Origin of the sequence: Nocardioides sp. LML1-1-1.1 (assembly GCF_040676175.1) — a bacterium.
GTDB lineage: Bacteria > Actinomycetota > Actinomycetes > Propionibacteriales > Nocardioidaceae > Nocardioides.
This window is the reverse complement of sequence record NZ_JBEGHK010000004.1, coordinates 127,292-143,952: the sequence shown is the minus strand read 5'-3', so window position 1 is coordinate 143,952 and position 16,661 is coordinate 127,292. Positions and strand designations below refer to the sequence as shown.

The 16,661-nt window shown below is 72.5% G+C and carries 15 protein-coding genes; 14 read left to right on the top strand and 1 reads right to left on the bottom strand.

Features of this window, described 5'->3' with window-relative positions; genetic code table 11:
- Nucleotides 1-35: 35 nt before the first annotated feature.
- The 12 genes from MRBLML1_RS15810 (at nucleotide 36) to MRBLML1_RS15755 (ending at nucleotide 14,217) form a co-directional block, all read left to right on the top strand.
- Nucleotides 36-725, top strand: a complete 690-nt coding sequence (locus MRBLML1_RS15810) for a YczE/YyaS/YitT family protein (RefSeq protein WP_364517611.1) — start codon at nucleotides 36-38, stop codon at nucleotides 723-725.
- Between the two features lie 30 nt (nucleotides 726-755).
- A complete protein-coding gene (locus tag MRBLML1_RS15805) occupies nucleotides 756-1,985 on the top strand; it encodes a toxic anion resistance protein (protein WP_364517609.1) in 1,230 nt (409 codons plus the stop codon).
- A gap of 71 nt (nucleotides 1,986-2,056) precedes the next feature.
- A complete protein-coding gene (locus tag MRBLML1_RS15800; protein WP_364517607.1) occupies nucleotides 2,057-2,509 on the top strand; it encodes a hypothetical protein in 453 nt (150 codons plus the stop codon).
- On the top strand, nucleotides 2,506-4,254 hold the full coding sequence (locus MRBLML1_RS15795; protein WP_364517605.1) for an AAA family ATPase: 1,749 nt from the start codon (nucleotides 2,506-2,508) through the stop codon (nucleotides 4,252-4,254). The genes MRBLML1_RS15800 and MRBLML1_RS15795 overlap by 4 nt, the downstream gene beginning before the upstream one ends.
- A complete protein-coding gene (locus MRBLML1_RS15790; protein ID WP_364517603.1) occupies nucleotides 4,251-5,528 on the top strand; it encodes a hypothetical protein in 1,278 nt (425 codons plus the stop codon). Before MRBLML1_RS15795 ends, MRBLML1_RS15790 begins: the two co-directional genes overlap by 4 nt.
- Nucleotides 5,525-6,469: a glutamate ABC transporter substrate-binding protein gene (locus MRBLML1_RS15785; RefSeq protein WP_364517601.1), complete on the top strand. Its 945-nt coding sequence runs from the start codon at nucleotides 5,525-5,527 to the stop codon at nucleotides 6,467-6,469. Before MRBLML1_RS15790 ends, MRBLML1_RS15785 begins: the two co-directional genes overlap by 4 nt.
- Nucleotides 6,466-7,593: a hypothetical protein gene (locus MRBLML1_RS15780; RefSeq protein WP_364517599.1), complete on the top strand. Its 1,128-nt coding sequence runs from the start codon at nucleotides 6,466-6,468 to the stop codon at nucleotides 7,591-7,593. Before MRBLML1_RS15785 ends, MRBLML1_RS15780 begins: the two co-directional genes overlap by 4 nt.
- Entirely contained in the window at nucleotides 7,590-10,076 is a 2,487-nt protein-coding gene (locus tag MRBLML1_RS15775) for a serine/threonine-protein kinase (RefSeq protein ID WP_364517597.1), read from the top strand. The genes MRBLML1_RS15780 and MRBLML1_RS15775 overlap by 4 nt, the downstream gene beginning before the upstream one ends.
- A complete protein-coding gene (locus tag MRBLML1_RS15770; protein ID WP_364517595.1) occupies nucleotides 10,073-11,197 on the top strand; it encodes a protein phosphatase 2C domain-containing protein in 1,125 nt (374 codons plus the stop codon). Before MRBLML1_RS15775 ends, MRBLML1_RS15770 begins: the two co-directional genes overlap by 4 nt.
- On the top strand, nucleotides 11,190-12,476 hold the full coding sequence (locus MRBLML1_RS15765; protein WP_364517593.1) for a vWA domain-containing protein: 1,287 nt from the start codon (nucleotides 11,190-11,192) through the stop codon (nucleotides 12,474-12,476). Before MRBLML1_RS15770 ends, MRBLML1_RS15765 begins: the two co-directional genes overlap by 8 nt.
- Nucleotides 12,473-13,225: an FHA domain-containing protein gene (locus MRBLML1_RS15760; protein WP_364517591.1), complete on the top strand. Its 753-nt coding sequence runs from the start codon at nucleotides 12,473-12,475 to the stop codon at nucleotides 13,223-13,225. The genes MRBLML1_RS15765 and MRBLML1_RS15760 overlap by 4 nt, the downstream gene beginning before the upstream one ends.
- 98 nt (nucleotides 13,226-13,323) lie before the next feature.
- On the top strand, nucleotides 13,324-14,217 hold the full coding sequence (locus MRBLML1_RS15755) for an SDR family oxidoreductase (RefSeq protein ID WP_364517589.1): 894 nt from the start codon (nucleotides 13,324-13,326) through the stop codon (nucleotides 14,215-14,217).
- A 121-nt stretch (nucleotides 14,218-14,338) separates the two neighbouring features.
- Here MRBLML1_RS15755 and MRBLML1_RS15750 read toward each other — a convergent pair whose 3' ends face one another.
- Nucleotides 14,339-14,908 (bottom strand): O-methyltransferase, encoded by a 570-nt coding sequence (locus MRBLML1_RS15750; RefSeq protein ID WP_364517587.1) that lies wholly within the window; start codon nucleotides 14,906-14,908, stop codon nucleotides 14,339-14,341.
- A gap of 416 nt (nucleotides 14,909-15,324) precedes the next feature.
- On the opposite strand from MRBLML1_RS15750, the gene MRBLML1_RS15745 reads away from it, so the two are divergent.
- Both MRBLML1_RS15745 and MRBLML1_RS15740 read left to right on the top strand, forming a co-directional pair.
- The gene (locus MRBLML1_RS15745; protein WP_364517585.1) at nucleotides 15,325-15,498 is read left to right on the top strand and encodes a hypothetical protein; all 174 of its coding nucleotides are present in this window, start codon (nucleotides 15,325-15,327) and stop codon (nucleotides 15,496-15,498) included.
- A gap of 10 nt (nucleotides 15,499-15,508) precedes the next feature.
- Nucleotides 15,509-16,603: a 3-isopropylmalate dehydrogenase gene (locus MRBLML1_RS15740; RefSeq protein ID WP_364517582.1), complete on the top strand. Its 1,095-nt coding sequence runs from the start codon at nucleotides 15,509-15,511 to the stop codon at nucleotides 16,601-16,603.
- Nucleotides 16,604-16,661: the final 58 nt, after the last annotated feature.

Genomic DNA, 16,661 nt, shown 5'->3' with positions numbered 1-16,661 from the left:
TTGGGGAACAGTCCAATCGGGGCCACTATGGAGCCATGCCCACGACCCCGCTCGCCGACCTCGGTCCGATCGCCCAGCTCCGCGCCGGCCGGCTGCCCCGCCGCCTCGTCCAGCTGTACGTCGGCCTGTGGCTCTACGGCGTGAGCCTGGCCCTGATGGTGCTCGGCGCCATCGGCCTGGCCCCGTGGGACGTGCTGCACTCCGGCGTGACGAAGCACGTGCCGATCACGCTCGGCCAGGCGGTCATCGTGTTCAGCTTCGTGGTGCTCCTGCTCTGGATCCCGCTGCGGGAGAAGCCCGGCCTCGGCACGGTCTCCAACGCCCTCGTCGTCGGGATCGCCGCGGACACCACGCTGGCGATGTTCGACGCGCCCGACGCGCTGCTCGCGCGGATCCCGCTGATGGTCGGCGGCATCGTGCTGTGCGGCTTCGCGACCGCGCTCTACATCGGTGCCCAGCTCGGCCGAGGGCCGCGGGACGGGCTGATGACCGGGCTCGCCCGTCGTACCGGGCTGTCGATCCGGCTGGTCCGCACCGGCATCGAGGTCACCGTCGTGCTCATTGGTCTCGCGCTCGGCGGCACGCTCGGCATCGGCACCATCGCCTACGCGCTCACCATCGGCCCGATCGCGCAGTGGATGATGCCGTGGTTCCTGGTGGACCTCGCGCCGCGAGCCGGGGTTGCCCCTGATCGGTCCCTGATTTGCCCGGCTGAGCCTGCATAACCGGTGGTGTCCCTGGATAGGCTCCGGGGCATGACCACCGACGGTTCCCAGGCCGCAGCACCCGAGCCCAGCCCGCTCGCACCCCCCGAGCCGGTCCTGACCCTCACCGCGCCCGAGGCCCCCGCCCCGGTCGTGGAGACGCAGGCGCCCAAGATGGCGCCCCAGGTCGACGCGGCGATGGTGCCCGAGCTGGACGCCAAGGTCGACAACTTCCTGACCTCGCTGACCTCCACCAAGGCCGGCAGCCCGGAGTTCGCGGCGCAGGCGGAGAACGTGCGCACCATGGGTGACGCCGACATCCGCAAGGCCGCGGAGACGTCGAACCGGATGCTCGACCGGCCGGTCAACGCGCTCAAGGAGGGCGGGATCGCGCAGGGCTCGACGGTCGGCAAGACCCTGCTGGAGCTGCGTCGTACGGTCGAGGACCTGGACCCCGGCCAGGCCACCGGGGTGAAGAAGTGGTGGGACAAGCTGCCCTTCAACGACAAGGTCGAGGACTACTTCCGCAAGTACCAGTCCTCGCAGAGCCAGCTCAACGGCATCCTGCACTCGCTGCGCAGCGGCCAGGACGAGCTGACCCGCGACAACGTCGCGCTCAACCTGGAGAAGACGAACCTCTGGGGCGTGATGGGCCGGCTCAACCAGTACATCTACGTCGCCGAGAAGCTCGACGCCAAGCTGTCCGCCAAGATCGCCGAGCTCGAGCTGAGCGACCCCGAGACAGCCAAGACGCTGTCGCAGGACGTGCTGTTCTACGTGCGCCAGAAGCACCAGGACCTGCTCACCCAGCTCGCGGTGTCGATCCAGGCCTACCTGGCGATCGACATCATCATCAAGAACAACATCGAGCTCATCAAGGGCGTCGACCGCGCCACCACCACGACGATCTCGGCGCTGCGCACCGCCGTCATCGTGGCCCAGGCGCTCAACAACCAGAAGCTGGTCCTCGACCAGATCACCGCGCTCAACACGACGACCTCGGCGATGATCCAGCGCACCTCGGAGATGCTCAAGGAGAACTCCGCGGCCATCCAGGAGCAGGCCGCGTCCTCCACGATCGGCATCGAGCAGCTGCAGGCCGCGTTCGCCAACATCTACGCCACGATGGACTCCATCGACGAGTTCAAGCTCAAGGCGCTCGACAACATGTCCACCACCATCGGCGTGCTGGAGAACGAGGTCCAGAAGTCCAAGGCCTACCTCGAGCGGGTGCAGCAGCACGACGCCCGCAACGCCGCCGGCACGCTCGACATCGGCTGACCGAGACGCGCGTGGGGCTGAGGTCGTGGTGGCGCAGGAACCGGGGAGGCGCCGCGGAGGAGGGCTACGTCGTGCCCCCGGCGCCGACGGAGCAGGACATCCGTGCCGCGCTCAACGACGTCAACGCGATGCTGACCAACGGCAACGCGCCGACCTTCGTGAGCGCGCGGGTGCAGCGGATCATGCGCACCATCAACGCCACGCTTCCGCGGCTGAGCCAGCTCGGCCTCGGCAGCGAGGAGAGCTACTCGGTCGTGGCCACCGCGACCGACTACCTCCCTGAGGCGCTGCAGTCCTACCTCCGCCTGCCGCGGGACTGGGCCGACACCCGGCCCATCGACGGGCCGAAGACCGCGCTCATGGTGCTCATCGAGGCGCTCGAGCTGCTCGGCGTGACGATGGACCAGATCCTCGACGCGGCCAACCGCTCCGACGCCCAGGCGCTGATCGCCCACAGCCGCTTCCTCGACGCCAAGTTCGGCCACTCCTCCGACGGCCCCGACCTCACCCTAGGAACCCCATGACCCTCGCCGCAGCACTCGACGCGCTCGTCGCCACGGCCCGTGCCGCCGGCCTCGACGAGGCCGCCGCGCGCGCCGAGGGGGAAGCCGTCGCCGCGACCGTCTCCGAGCGCTCGCGGGGGGCCTTCGTGGGGTGGTCGGAGCAGACCGGCCGGGCCGTGTCGGCCGAGGAGCACCAGCTCGCCGCCAAGCGCGGCAACCGCTTCCGGGCGGGCCCGACGCCGCTGATGGCCGAGCTGCTGCTGACGAAGTCCGCCGCCTCCGCCGACTACGCCGGCGCGCTGGCCGACGTCGCCCTCGCCGGCTCCCGGCTCGGCGAGCCGGGTCCCGACGCCGTCGGCGCCGCGGCCACCGTGACCACCGCGCAGATGGGGGGCGGCGCCTCGCTGAACGTGCCCGCCTCGACCCCCGGCGCCTTCGACCTGCCCACCCGCCAGCCGGTGCCCGGCATCGGCACCGAGGTGCTCGACCAGGTACGCCGGGTCGGGGACCAGGTGCGCCGCCAGCTCAGCGCGCTCAACGGCACCGCTCCGGTGTCACCCGCCGACCCGGCCCAGCCGACCCAGCCGACCCAGCCGGCGTCGCCGGTGGGGCCGACCGGTGGCGTGCAGACCCAGGCGGCCGAGCCCGTCGTACCTCCCGCGGAGGAGGCGGAGCCCGAGGAGCCGACCAAGACGGTCGAGGAGCTGCTCGCCGAGCTCGACGCGCTCACCGGGCTGGCGAACGTCAAGGGCGAGATCCACCGCCAGGCCGCGGTCCTGCGGGTGGAGGGGCTGCGCAAGCAGGCCGGTCTCGACACCCCGACCATCACCCGGCACCTCGTCTTCAACGGCAACCCCGGCACCGGCAAGACCACGGTCGCCCGCCTGGTGGCGGGGATCTACCGCGCGCTCGGTCTGCTGACCAAGGGCCAGCTCGTCGAGGTCGACCGCTCCGAGCTGGTCGCGGGCTACCTCGGCCAGACCGCCGCGAAGACCGCCGAGGTGGTCGCCTCCGCCAAGGGCGGCGTGCTGTTCATCGACGAGGCCTACTCCCTCTCCGGCGACCAGTACGGCAAGGAGGCCATCGACACCTTGGTGAAGGAGATGGAGGACAACCGCGACGACCTCGTCGTGATCGTCGCCGGATACCCGCTCCCGATGGCCGTCTTCATCTCCGAGAACCCCGGTCTGGAGAGCCGCTTCCGCACCACCATCGACTTCGCCGACTACACCGACGACGAGCTCGCCGCCATCTTCGCCTCGATGGTCGCCGGTGCCGACTACGACGCGGGCGAGCCGGTCCTCGGCCGGCTCCGCGAGATTCTCGGCGCCGCACAGCGCGGGCCGTCGTTCGGCAACGCGCGCTTCGTCCGCAACCTCATGGAGGCCGCGATCGGCCGCCACGCCTGGCGCCTGCGCGACATCGCCGAGCCCAGCCTGGAGCAGCTGCGCACGCTGGAGCCCGAGGACCTGGTCGCCGACCCGAACGAGCAGGACGAGCAGCCCGCGCCGCCCGCGCCGCCCGCAGAGCCCGTCGAGCCGTTCGCGGACCCCGAGCCCGGCCCGGCGCCCGACCCCGCGCCGCTGGGCGCCGAGCCGACGGTGATCGTCAGGCCGGGCGACGTACCTCCGCCTGCGCCGCCTGCGCCGCCTGCGCCGCCGGCCCCGCCGGCCCCCGAGGCGGCCGGTCCGTTCGGCACCGAGACCACCCTGCCCCAGCACCCGCGCCGGCCCGACCGGCCCGGCGCCCCCCAGGAGGAGTCGTGAGCCAGACCGCCACCCCGCAGGCGGCCCCGCCGCCTCCCGCGACCGCGGCGGCCCCCGCGCCGGTCGCGGTGCCCGACGCGGCGCCCACCCACGTCGACACCCCGCGCCGGCTCAACCAGTGGCAGCTCATCGGGATGAGCGTCGCCATCGTCTTCGGGCTCGTCAGCGCCCTGGTGCAGTTCGTCGGCTGGCAGGCCGACGGGCGAGCCGCCGCGGACACCGAGCAGCTCGGCCGCGTGCAGAAGATCCAGTCCACGCTGCTGAGCGCGGACGCGCTCGCGACGAACGCCTTCCTGGTCGGCGGCCTGGAGGACCCCGACCAGCGCGCGAAGTACGACGCGGCGATCGACGAGGTGCTGCGGGAGATCGCCAGCGCGTCGCGTGCCCAGGAGGCCGACCTCGAGGTCCTGAAGGACCTGAACGTCGCGGTCACCACCTACGCCACGGCCGTGGCCCAGGCCCGGGCCAACAACCGGCTCGGCTACCCGATCGGGGCGGAGTACCTCAGCGGAGCCAGTGCCGAGCTCCGGGCCACCGCGATCCCGATCCTCGACGCGCTCGTCGCCGCGAACACCGACCGGGCCGAGGGCTCCATGGCCGGCCAGCACCCGTTCTGGCTCCTGCTCGTCGGACTCCTCGCGCTGGCGGCGCTCTTCGTGCTCAACCGTCAGCTGGCCCAGGCCTTCCACCGCCGGCTCAACAAGGGGCTGGTGGTCGCCGCGATCATCGTGCTGGGCGTGACCGTGGTGACGGTGTTCGCCGCGTTCATCCGGGACAGCTCCAACGACAGCCTGCGTGACAACGAGTTCGCGGCGGCGGTGAGCCTCGCCAACACCCGCACGGCCGCCAACGACGCGAAGGCCATCGAGAGCCTGCGGCTGATCCAGCGCGGCTCCGGCGCCGCGGCCGAGGAGAAGTGGGCCGCGGCGCGGACCGAGGTCGAGAAGGGGCTGGGCCGTGCCGACGCGGTCGCCGACTGGAACGCCTACGCCGAGCGTCACCAGGCCCTCGTCGCGCTCGACGACGGCGGTGACTGGGACCGGGCGAAGGACCTGGCCACGACGTCCTCCCCGGAGGGCACCACCGCGCCCTTCCAGGACTTCGACGAGGAGACGGCCGCCGAGGCGCAGAAGCAGTCCGACATCGCGGTGGAGGACCTCGACAGCGGGCGCCTGCTCGCGCTGCTGTTCAGCGGCCTGACCGTCCTGCTCGGCGTGGTCGCGGCCGTCGCGGTGGCCCGAGGTATCGGCGAGCGACGGAGGGAGTTCTCATGAGGCGCACCCGGCTCCTGGCGGGCGCACTGACGGCCAGCCTGGCGCTGCTCGCGGCCTGCGGGTACGACGCGACCACGGTCCCGGAGACGAAGCCGTCGGCCTCCTCCCCGTCCGGCAGCCCGACCACGGACCCCGTGGAGTGCAGCAACGCCACCGAGTCCTACCGGTCGAGCTCCGACCGGGCTGCGGCCGTGCGGGAGCTGAAGAACCGCAACCTGCTCGTCGTCGGCGTCTCCGCCGACACCCTCAAGCTCGGCTCGGCCAACCCGTTCGACAAGTTCGCCATCCAGGGCTTCGACATCGACGTGGCCGAGGCGATCGCCAAGGAGCTCGGGGTCAAGCTGCGATTGCGGGTGATCACCGCGGCCGACCGGATCAAGCTGCTGAAGTCCGGCGAGATCGACCTGGTGGTGCGCAACATGACGATGAACTGCGCGCGCTGGGAGGAGATCGGCTTCTCCGAGGTCTACTACAACGCCGCCCAGAAGGTGCTCGTCCGCGCCGACGACGTCGCGGCCTTCGAGAAGACGGGCGTGAAGTCGCTGGCGAAGAAGAAGGTCTGCGCGCCGACCGGCTCGACCAGCCTCGACAACATCAAGTCGATCGAGTCCACGGCGATCGCGGTCGGCGCGGCCAACCACACCGGCTGCTTGGTGCTGTTCCAGCAGGGTGCCGTCGACGCGATCACCGGCGATGACACCGTGCTCGCCGGCCTCGCGGCCCAGGATCCCTACGCCAAGGTGCCCGACCAGGACGGCCTGAGCCAGGAGCCGTACGGCGTCGGCGTGGCCAAGGAGAACGTCGACCTGATCCGCTACATCAACTCCGTGCTCGACCGGCGCCGGAACAACGGCGACTGGCAGTCGTCGTACGACACGTGGCTGAAGCCCTACCTCAAGGACAAGAACCCGCCGCCGGCTCCCACGAAGTTCCGCGGGTGAGCGTGCAGCAGACCACGACCACCACCGCACCCAGCGCCCCCGGCAAGCTCGGGGACGCGCTGGAGCCTGCCGCGATCCAGCAGTACCTGGGCGCCCTCGACACCTGGCTGCGGGTACGACGCTCCGAGCTCGACGAGCTCGACCAGGCCGCGATCGGGGCGGGCCGCGGGGGCGAGCTGGCGGGCGACATGTCGCTGGCGCTGGCGCTGTGGAAGGCGATCTCCGACCGCTACCAGCTGGTCTTCGCGACCTGGGACGGCGGCCGGGTGCTCCAGCAGGAGCGGGAGCGGATCTCGGCGCTGGTCTGGGGCCGCCTCGACGGCGCGACCGAGCTGCCCGGCGGGTTGGCGGTCTCGCTGCCGGAGGCGGGACGCCTGTGCGACGCGCTCACCGGGCAGCTGCGCAGCCGGCTCGCGCTGGTGCCGGGCGCCGACGAGTCGGCGGCCCGGATCCGTGAGCTGCGCGCGCAGCTGGAGCGGATCCGCGACCAGGTGGGCCTGGAGCCGGCCAACTCCCGCGACGCCGCGATCGCGACCCTCGCCGAGCTGCTCTCGCGGCTGGAGGTGATCACCGCCAAGGCTGAGCGCGGGGGCGACGTGGGCGGCCTGCTCGGGCCGATGGAGGCCGAGGCCACCACCTTCGAGCGCGACCTCATCGTCGGCAACGCCCGGCGCCGCGACGCCCGCAGCAAGGTGATCTCCGCTCGCGAGCTGCGCGCCGACCTGGAGGCCCGCGAGGCGGCGCTGCAGAAGCTCGCCGCGACCTGCGTCGCCACCGTCGACCCCGCCCCGCGCTACGCCGTGCCGGACGTCGACGCGCTGGGCCCGGTCCCGGTGACGCCCGACGAGATCGAGCCCTACCTGCAGCGCCTCGACCGGGTCTCGCAGGCGCTCGAGGTCGCCCAGCACGCCTACGCCGCCGCGCTCGAGCAGCACGCGCAGCTCGTCGGCCTGCTCGACGGCTACGTCGCCAAGGCCCGGGCGGCTGGTCTCGACACCCATCCCGACCTCGCCGAGAGCGAGCGCGCCGCCCGCGCGCTGCTGGAGCGCCGGCCCTGCCCGATGGCGATCGCCGAGCAGCTCGTCAGCACCTACCGAGCCTGGCTCACCAAGGAGACGCCATGAGCGCAACGGCCTGCACCCAACCCGGCTGCACGGGCAGCATCGTCGACGGCTACTGCGACGTGTGCGGCATGGCGGGGGTCTCGACAAGCTCGACCAACGGGGCGGGCTCGACCAACGGGGCGGGCTCGACCAACGGGGCGGGCTCGACCAATGGGGCGGGCTCGACCAACGGGGGGAGCTCGACCAACGCTCCCGCCACGCCCGCCGGCATCGCCGCGGAGACCACGTCCAAGCGCACCCGGGCCGCCAACGGTGACCCCTGCGAGCAGCCCGGCTGCACGGGCAAGATCCTCGACGGCTACTGCGACGTGTGCGGCTCGCCCGCCCTGCCCGGCGCCCGGGTGGCGGAGGCCTCCGCGATCGCGGAGGCCCAGCCGCTCTCGGGTCGTGAGGGCACCTCGGCGACCGCCGCGAGCCGGGTGCAGTCGGCGGCGATCGGCTCCAAGCGAGCCGGTACGACGGGCAGCTACGCCACCCGTCGCACCCGCACCGGGTCGCAGCGGATGCGCTCGGCGCGCCTCGGCGCCGGCCTCACCGTCGTACCGCCCGCGCCGCCGGTGGACGCCGCCAAGGCGATCATGGCCAACCCGCAGGTGCCCGAGGACAAGCGCTCCTGCGCCAAGTGCGGGCACGCCGTGGGCCGCAGCATCGACGGTCAGCCGGGGCGCAGCGAGGGCTTCTGCCCCAGCTGTGGCACCCAGTTCTCCTTCACGCCCAAGCTGCACCCGGGCGACCTCGTCGCCGGGCAGTACGAGGTGGCGGGCGCACTGGCGCACGGAGGCCTGGGCTGGATCTACCTGGCGCGCGACCGCAACGTCTCCAACCGCTGGGTGGTGCTCAAGGGCCTGCTCAACTCCGGCGACCCGGACGCGCTGGCGGCCGCGATCGCCGAGCAGCAGTTCCTCGCGCAGGTCGAGCACCCGCTGATCGTGGAGATCTACAACTTCGTGACGCACGAGGGCGCGGGCTACATCGTCATGGAGTACGTCGGCGGCAAGTCCCTCAAGCAGATCCTCAAGCAGCGGATGAGCGCCAACAACGGCGCCTACGACCCGCTCCCGGTGGACCAGGCGCTGGCCTACATCCTCGAGCTGCTGCCGGCCTTCCAGTACCTCCACGACCTCGGCCTGGTCTACTGCGACTTCAAGCCGGACAACATGATCCAGGTCGGCGACGCGATGAAGCTGATCGACCTCGGCGGTGTGCGGCGCATCGACGACGAGGAGTCGGCGATCTACGGCACGGTCGGCTACCAGGCGCCCGAGGTCGCCGAGATCGGTCCGTCGGTCGCCTCCGACATCTACACGATCGGCCGCACCCTGGTGGTGCTGACGATGGAGTTCCGCGGCTACCAGGGCACCTACCTGCACAGCCTGCCGCCGGTCGACGCGACGCCGCTCTTCCAGGAGAACGACTCGCTCTACCAGCTCGTCGCCAAGTGCTGCGCGCCCGACCCGGCCGACCGGTTCGCCTCGGTGGACGAGATGCGCTCGCAGGTGCTCGGCGTGCTGCGCGAGGTGGTGGCCCGCAAGCGCCAGGGCACGGCGATGACCTCCGCCTCGTCGGTGCTCTTCGAGTCGCCGGCCACCGCGCGCCCGATCACGGAGTGGAGCCAGCTGCCCAAGCTGCGCGAGGACACCACCGACCCGCAGTACTCCTGGCTGTCCTCGATCGGGACGGACGACGCCAAGCAGCGCCTCGCCGACCTGCAGCAGGCCCCCGAGGACAGTGCCGAGGTCTGGCTCGCCCGCGCCCGCGCGGCCCTCGACCTCGGTGACCCGGTGACCGCGAAGGCGCACGCGCAGTCGCTGCTCGCCGACGACCCCTGGGAGTGGCGGGCGCTGTGGATCGAGGGCCTGGCCGCGGTGCAGGCCGAGGACTGGGAGACGGCGAAGGCGTCGTTCAACGCGGTCTACCAGCAGGTGCCCGGCGAGCTCGCGCCCAAGCTGGCGCTGGCCTTCGCGTGCGAGCGCGGCGGGCTGCCCGAGGTGGCCGAGGGGCTCTACCAGGTGTGCGCCTCGACCGACGCGGCGTACGTCCCGCCGGCGGCCTTCGGGATGGCCCGGGTGCGCGCCGAGCGCCAGGACACCGCGGGCGCGGTCGCCGCGCTCGACCTGGTGCCGACCACCAGCCGGGGCTACACCGAGAGCCGCCAGCAGCGGGCCGAGGTGCTGCTCTCCGGCGGCGTGCAGGACCTCGCGGTGCTCGACCAGGCGATGCGCACCATCGACGCGTCGAGCGTCGACGGGCAGACCCGGCAGCGCTACACGGTGCGGATCCTCAACGAGGCGCTCCCCGTGGTCACCTCGGGCGCGAAGCTGCCCGACGGTGCGCGGATCGGCTCGGTGGCCGCCACCGAGGCGGGCGTCCGCGACGGCCTGGAGAACGCCCTGCGCGCGCTCGCCCGCGACGCGATCGACCTGCACGAGCGCGTGAGCCTGGTCAACCAGGCCAACGCCGTACGGAACTGGAGCCTCACGTGACCTGTCCGACCTGCGGCGCCGCGCTCACCGAGGGCGCCCGGTTCTGCGAGAACTGCGGTGCCCAGATCGGCGCCCCGGTCGCGGTCCCCGACGCCGGGCTGCCAGTCGCCTCCGCCGACCACCCGCTCGGCGACGCCCCGATCAGTGCACCGACCCGCAAGCCCGCGGCCGCGCTGCCAGACCCGCCGGCGCCGGGCCGACGGCCGTGCACGGAGTGCGGGGGAGAGGTCGGTCCCGACCTCTACTGCCTGGAGTGCGGCACGAAGGCGCCCAGCGAGCGCGACCACTTCCGCGAGCAGCCGGCGTCGTGGGTGGCCGGGGTGTGCGACAAGGCGTTGCGCAAGACCCGCAACGAGGACGCGATGGCGCTCCTCGCCGGCGAGGCGCCCGGCTCGCGCGCGGTCCTCGTCGTCATGGACGGCGTCTCGAACTCGATCGACTCCGACGTCGCCTCGCTCGCCGGCGCCCGCGCCGCGCGGGAGGTGCTGCGGATGCCCCTGCCGGCCGGGATGGGTACGCCGGAGAGCCGCGACGCCGCGGTGCGCAAGGTGTTCACCGACGCGGCCGCCGCCGCGAACACCGCCATCGTCGCGGTCACCGATCCCGACTCCCCGAACCCCGCCTCGGCCACCTTCACCGCGGTCGTCGTCGAGGGCACCCGGCTGACCTGGGCCAACATCGGCGACTCGCGCTCGTACTGGATCCCCGACGCCGGCGTACCGCTGCAGCTGTCGGTGGACGACTCGGTCGCCCAGGCGCAGATCGCCAGTGGCGTGCCGCGCGAGGTCGCCGAGACCGGGCCGCAGGCGCACGCGATCACCAAGTGGCTGGGACGCGACTCCGAGGACGTCGTACCGACCGTGGGGGCGCTGGACGTCAGCGAGCCCGGCTGGGTGCTGGCCTGCTCCGACGGGCTGTGGAACTACGCCTCGACCCCCGAGGAGCTCGCCGCCCAGGTGCACGGCGCGGGTGCCACGGAGCCCGGCGCCCTCGCGCTCGCGCTCGTCGCCTTCGCCAACGGCGCGGGCGGTCACGACAACATCACCGCCGCCCTGGCCCGTGTCGACCTCGGGCAGAATGACAGGACGCCGACCCCAGGAGGAGAGCCGAGCGATGGCTGAGTTCAGCGCCGCCGTCTACCAGAACGAGTTCCTGCCCGACGGCGGGACCGACGTCAACGCGATCGTCACCATCACCTGCAAGGGGGCGGGCACCGCCGGTCAGTCCGGCTCCGGTGCCGCGGGCGAGATCATCATCGTCGACACCTCCGGATCGATGGGGCCGGCGACGATGGCGGCCGCCAAGGAGGCGGCCCAGGCAGCCCTCGCCGAGATCGTCGACGGCACCTGGTTCGCCGTGATCGCCGGCGCCGACCGCGCGATGCTGGCCTTCCCGCAGGTCTCCAGCGGACCCGGCATGGTGCGGATGGACGCCGAGAGCCGCAAGGCCGCCTCGGCTGCGATCGGCCGCTTCGTCGGCAGCGGCGGCACGGCGATCAGCACCTGGCTCGACCTCGCCGGCCAGCTGTTCTCCTCGGTCACCGAGGTCACCCAGCGCCACGTGCTGCTGCTGACCGACGGCGAGAACCGCGAGCGCCCAGGCCGTCTGGACGAGGCGATCAACCGGGCCACCGGCTACTTCCAGGCCGACTGCCGCGGCGCCGGCACCGACTGGCAGGTCGCCGAGATCCGCCGGATCGCCCAGGCCCTGCTCGGCACCGTCGACATCATCCCGAGCCCCGCGCAGATGAAGGCGCAGTTCGAGGAGATCATGCGCAACGCCATGTCCCGCGGCGTCGCCGACGCCTCGCTGCGGATGTGGACGCCGCAGGGTGCGGAGGTGCTCTTCGTGCGCCAGGTCTCGCCGACCGTGGAGGACCTCACCGCGCGTCGTACGGTCGTCAACCCGCTGACCGGTGACTACCCGACCGGCGCGTGGGCCGACGAGTCCCGCGACTACCACGTCGCGATCCGGGTGCCCGCGAAGGCGATCGGGCAGGAGCAGCTCGCCGCGCGGGTGCAGCTCGCGCTGGGCTCCGACGTCGTCGCGCAGGGCCTGGTCAAGGCGACCTGGTCCAACAACTCCGAGCTGACCACGCGGATCGACCAGCAGGTCGCGCACTACACCGGCCAGGCCGAGCTCGCGCAGATGATCCAGGAGGGCCTCGCGGCCAAGGCGTCCGGTGACGAGGCGACCGCGACCACCAAGCTCGGCCGGGCCGTCCAGCTCGCCGCCGAGACCGGCAACGACGAGGCCACCTCCAAGCTGCGCAAGGTCGTCGACGTCGAGAGCGAGGAGACCGGCACCGTGCGGCTCAAGCGCGCGGTCGACAAGGCCGACGAGATGGCCCTCGACACCGCTTCCACGAAGACCACCCGGATCCGCAAGGAGTCCTCGTGACCAGCACCTGCCCCTCCGGGCACGAGTCGTCCTCCGACGACTACTGCGACGTCTGCGGGCTCCCCATCGTCGCCGGCTCCACGCCGGCCCCGGCACCCGCTCCCGCCGCGGAGCCGCAGCCGGCCGCCGAGCCCGAGCCGACCACGACCGCCTGCCCGAACTGCCAGGCCGCCAACCCGCCGAACGCGCTGTTCTGCGAGGCCTGCGGCTACGACTTCACCACCGGCTCGATGCCGCGCCCGGTGGCGCCCTCGCCGCTCGACCTCGACACCCCGGCGCCGGCCGCACCGGCGGCCCCGGCCGAGCCCGTGCCCGCACCCGCCGCGCCGGTCGCGCCGCCGCTCGCGGAGTCCTGGGTGGCGGAGGTCTGGATCGACCCGGACTGGTACGCCGACCAGGAGTCCAGCGACCCGCTGCCCTCTGCGGGCGTGCCGAGCGTCGTACCGCTGCGGGCGACGTCGGTGCTCGTCGGCCGCACCTCGCGCAGCCGCGGCATCCACCCCGACATCGACCTGACCGCCGACAACGGCATCAGCCGCCGGCACTGCCAGCTCACCACCGACGGCACCCGGTGGTGGGTGGAGGACCTGGGGTCGTCGAACGGGACCTACCTCGGCACCACCACCGGAGCGCTGCCGAAGGACCCGATCCCGGCGGGGGAGAAGCGTGAGATCGGCCCCGACGCGCGGGTCTACCTCGGCGCCTGGACCCGCATCGTGGTCCGCCGCGCCGAACCGGGGGAGATCTGAGCCCTCGGGGCGAGCGCGCCTCCGGCGGCATGAGCGGTCAGCAAGCTGCCATGCGGACCGCCTCCCGGCGCGCTGCCGCCCATGACAGCATCGCCTGCATGGCGATCAACGACCAGGTCATCCTCATCACCGGCGGCGCCCGGGGCATCGGCCTCGAGACCGCCAAGGCCTTCGCCGCGCGCGGTGCGAGGCTCGTGCTCACCGACCTCGACAGCCCGGCGCTGGACGAGGCGGTCGCCGCGATCGGGGCGGACAAGGCGCTCGGCATCGTCGCCGACGTGACCGACCTCGCCGCGATGGAGGCCGCCGTGGCCGCCGCGGTGGAGCGCTTCGGCCGGCTCGACTCCGTGCTCGCCAACGCGGGCATCGCGAGCTACGGCTCGGTCCTGGCGATCGACCCCGCCGCCTTCCAGCGCACGCTGGACATCAACGTGGTCGGCGTGTTCAACACCGCCCGGGCCGCGATCCCCGAGCTGGAGAAGACGAAGGGCTATCTGCTGGTCGTCTCCTCGTTGGCCGCCTTCGCGGCGGCGCCGGGCCTGGCGGCGTACAACGCATCGAAGGCGGGCGCCGAGCACTTCGCGAACGCGCTGCGCCTGGAGGTCGCCCACCTCGGCATCGGCGTCGGCTGCGCCCATATGTCCTGGATCGACACCCCGCTCGTGCAGGACGCCAAGAGCGACCTGCCGACCTTCCAGGAGCTGCTCAGCAAGCTCCCGCCGCCGCTCAACAAGACCACCGACGTGGACTCGTGCGTCAAGGCGTTCGTCAAGAGCGTCGACAAGCGCTCGCGGCACGTCTACTGCCCCGGCTGGGTGCGTGGTGCCGGGCTCAACCGCAACGTCATCAACTCCGCGGTCGGCAACCTGCCGGTGCTGCGGCTGGTGCCGGACATCCTGCCGCGGATGGACGCCGAGGTCCGTGCGCTGGGTCGCTCGACGAGCGCGCGCAACATCGCCAACGACAAGCGGAAGGCCGGCGGCGAGGGCTGAGGCTGAGGGCCGAGGGCCGAGCGGGTCCCGGCGTACTGAGCGCAGAAAACTCGTTCCGGGCACACCAACTTTCGTGTGCCCGGACCCGGTTTCACCACCTAGGTGGTGAAACCGAAACCGGTCAGCGCCGCGTCGCGATCAGCGCGGAGGCGTCCGGGGCGACCATCACCTCGACGGTGGTGAACCGCTCGTCGGTCAGCCACTCCTCGCGCAGCACGTCCACCCGGCCACCGGTGATCGGTGGCCACATCTCGCACGGGACGAAGTCGTCGAGCACCACGATGCCGCCGGGCTCGACGAGGTCGGCCAGCTTGTCGACCCGTACGGCGGACGGGTCGCCCGAGTCGAGGAAGAGCAGCGAGAACGGGCCCTTGTCGAGCAACGTCGACCAGTCGGCCTCCAGCACGTCGACGAGCGGGTCGTCGGTGAAGATCTCGCCGGCGGCCGCGGCGAGCCGGGGCTCGAGCTCGGCGGTGAGGATGCGGGCCTTGTCGTTGCGCACGCCGGAGCGCAGCCACGCCGTACCGACGCCGCAGCCGGTGCCGAACTCGGCCATCGTGCCCTCGCGGGTGGCGGCGAGCGCGGCCAGCAGCCGGCCGGTCTCGTTGCGGCAGAAGGAGACGTAGCCCGCGCGGCGGGAGACGTCGAACGCGCGGGTCACCACGTCGGGCAGGTCGGGAGGCGCGCTCATGGATCGAGTCTCGCTCCGCGTTCAAGGGGCGGGACCGCGATCTCGGATGGAGAGACACCCCGGGCGCCCGCATCGTGGGACGTCGCGCGACAACGGACGGGGGAGCGGGTTAGAGTCCCTCCATCATGCGGAGCGCTCTTCTCGTAATCGTGCGCCGCGGCGAGGCCTGAGAGAGGCCACCTCGCCGCGGTGACTGCGGCGTTCCCCGATACCGCGTCGGGCTTCTCGATCCAACAGAAGCCCTGGCGTTTCTCCGACGCAACCGCGGCGGGCCCACCGATCGGCAACCAGCGCGATCCGCCTCCCCGACGCAGTCGACTCCCGTGAGACCCACGAGCTGACGCCCACCCGCCGCGGTGGGAGAGGTCAGGGCTTGCACAGCACCAGCCAGCCAGCTCATCCCAGGAGAGACAGCGATGTTCAGCACCGACCGCCGGACCAACCCGACCGGCTACGCCCACCTCAGCGCCAGCACCTCGGAGTGGGGCCCCGCCCGCCACGACCCCGAGCAGCCCGGCCTGCACGACGCCGACGCGTCGTACGGGACTGCCCTGCGAGACGGCGACGACGCGTTCCCGGACGACAACTAGCCTTTTCGCCATGACCGACGCCACCCCCTTCACGCCCGCGACCGGACAGGTCGACCTCGCCGTCATCCCCGGAGACGGCATCGGTCCCGAGGTCACCGCCGAGGCCCTCAAGGTCCTCGAGGTCGCGGCGCCTGCGGAGCTGAAGTTCTCCCGGACGCAGTACGACCTCGGTGCCGAGCGCTACCTCGCCACCGGTGAGGTGCTGCCGGAGAGCGTGCTGCAGGAGATCAAGGGCCAGGACGCGATCCTGCTCGGCGCGGTCGGCGGCAAGCCCAACGACCCGAACCTGCCCCCGGGCATCCTCGAGCGCGGGCTGCTGCTCAAGCTCCGCTTCGAGCTCGACCACTACGTCAACCTGCGTCCCTCGCGGCTCTTCCCGGGCTCGGTCGCGCCGCTGTCCGACGCGGTGCTCGGCAAGGGCGACATCGACTTCGTGGTCGTCCGTGAGGGCACCGAGGGCCCCTACACCGGCAACGGCGGCGCGTTGCGCGTCGGTACGCCGGCCGAGGTCGCCACCGAGGTGTCGGTCAACACCGCCTTCGGCGTCGAGCGGGTCATCCGCGACGCCTTCGCCCGGGCCCAGAAGCGCCCGCGCAAGAAGCTCACCCTGGTCCACAAGACCAACGTCCTCGTCAACGCCGGCTCCGTGTGGTGGCGGCTGTTCCAGGAGGTGGCGCAGGAGTACCCCGACGTCGCGACCGACTACAGCCACATCGACGCCGTGATGATCTACCTCGCCACGGACCCGCAGCGCTTCGACGTGATCGTCACCGACAACCTGTTCGGCGACATCGTCACCGACCTCGCCGCCGCGATCACCGGCGGCATCGGCCTGGCCGCGTCCGGCAACGTCAACCCGGACCGGACCGCGCCCTCCATGTTCGAGCCCGTGCACGGCTCGGCCCCCGACATCGCCGGCCAGCTGGTCGCCGACCCCACTGCCGCGATCCTGTCCGGCGCGCTCCTGCTCGACCACCTCGGCCACCCCGAGGCGGCCGCCCGGATCGAGGCCGCGGTGCTCGCCGACCTCACCGAGCGGGACCCGGCCACGCAGCGTCGTACCCCCGAGGTGGGCGACGCGATCGCCGCGCGAGTAGCCGGCTGATCCACGCCTGCGGACTCCCGGTGGCGTGGGTCACGTCGTCAACTCGTACCCACGCCCC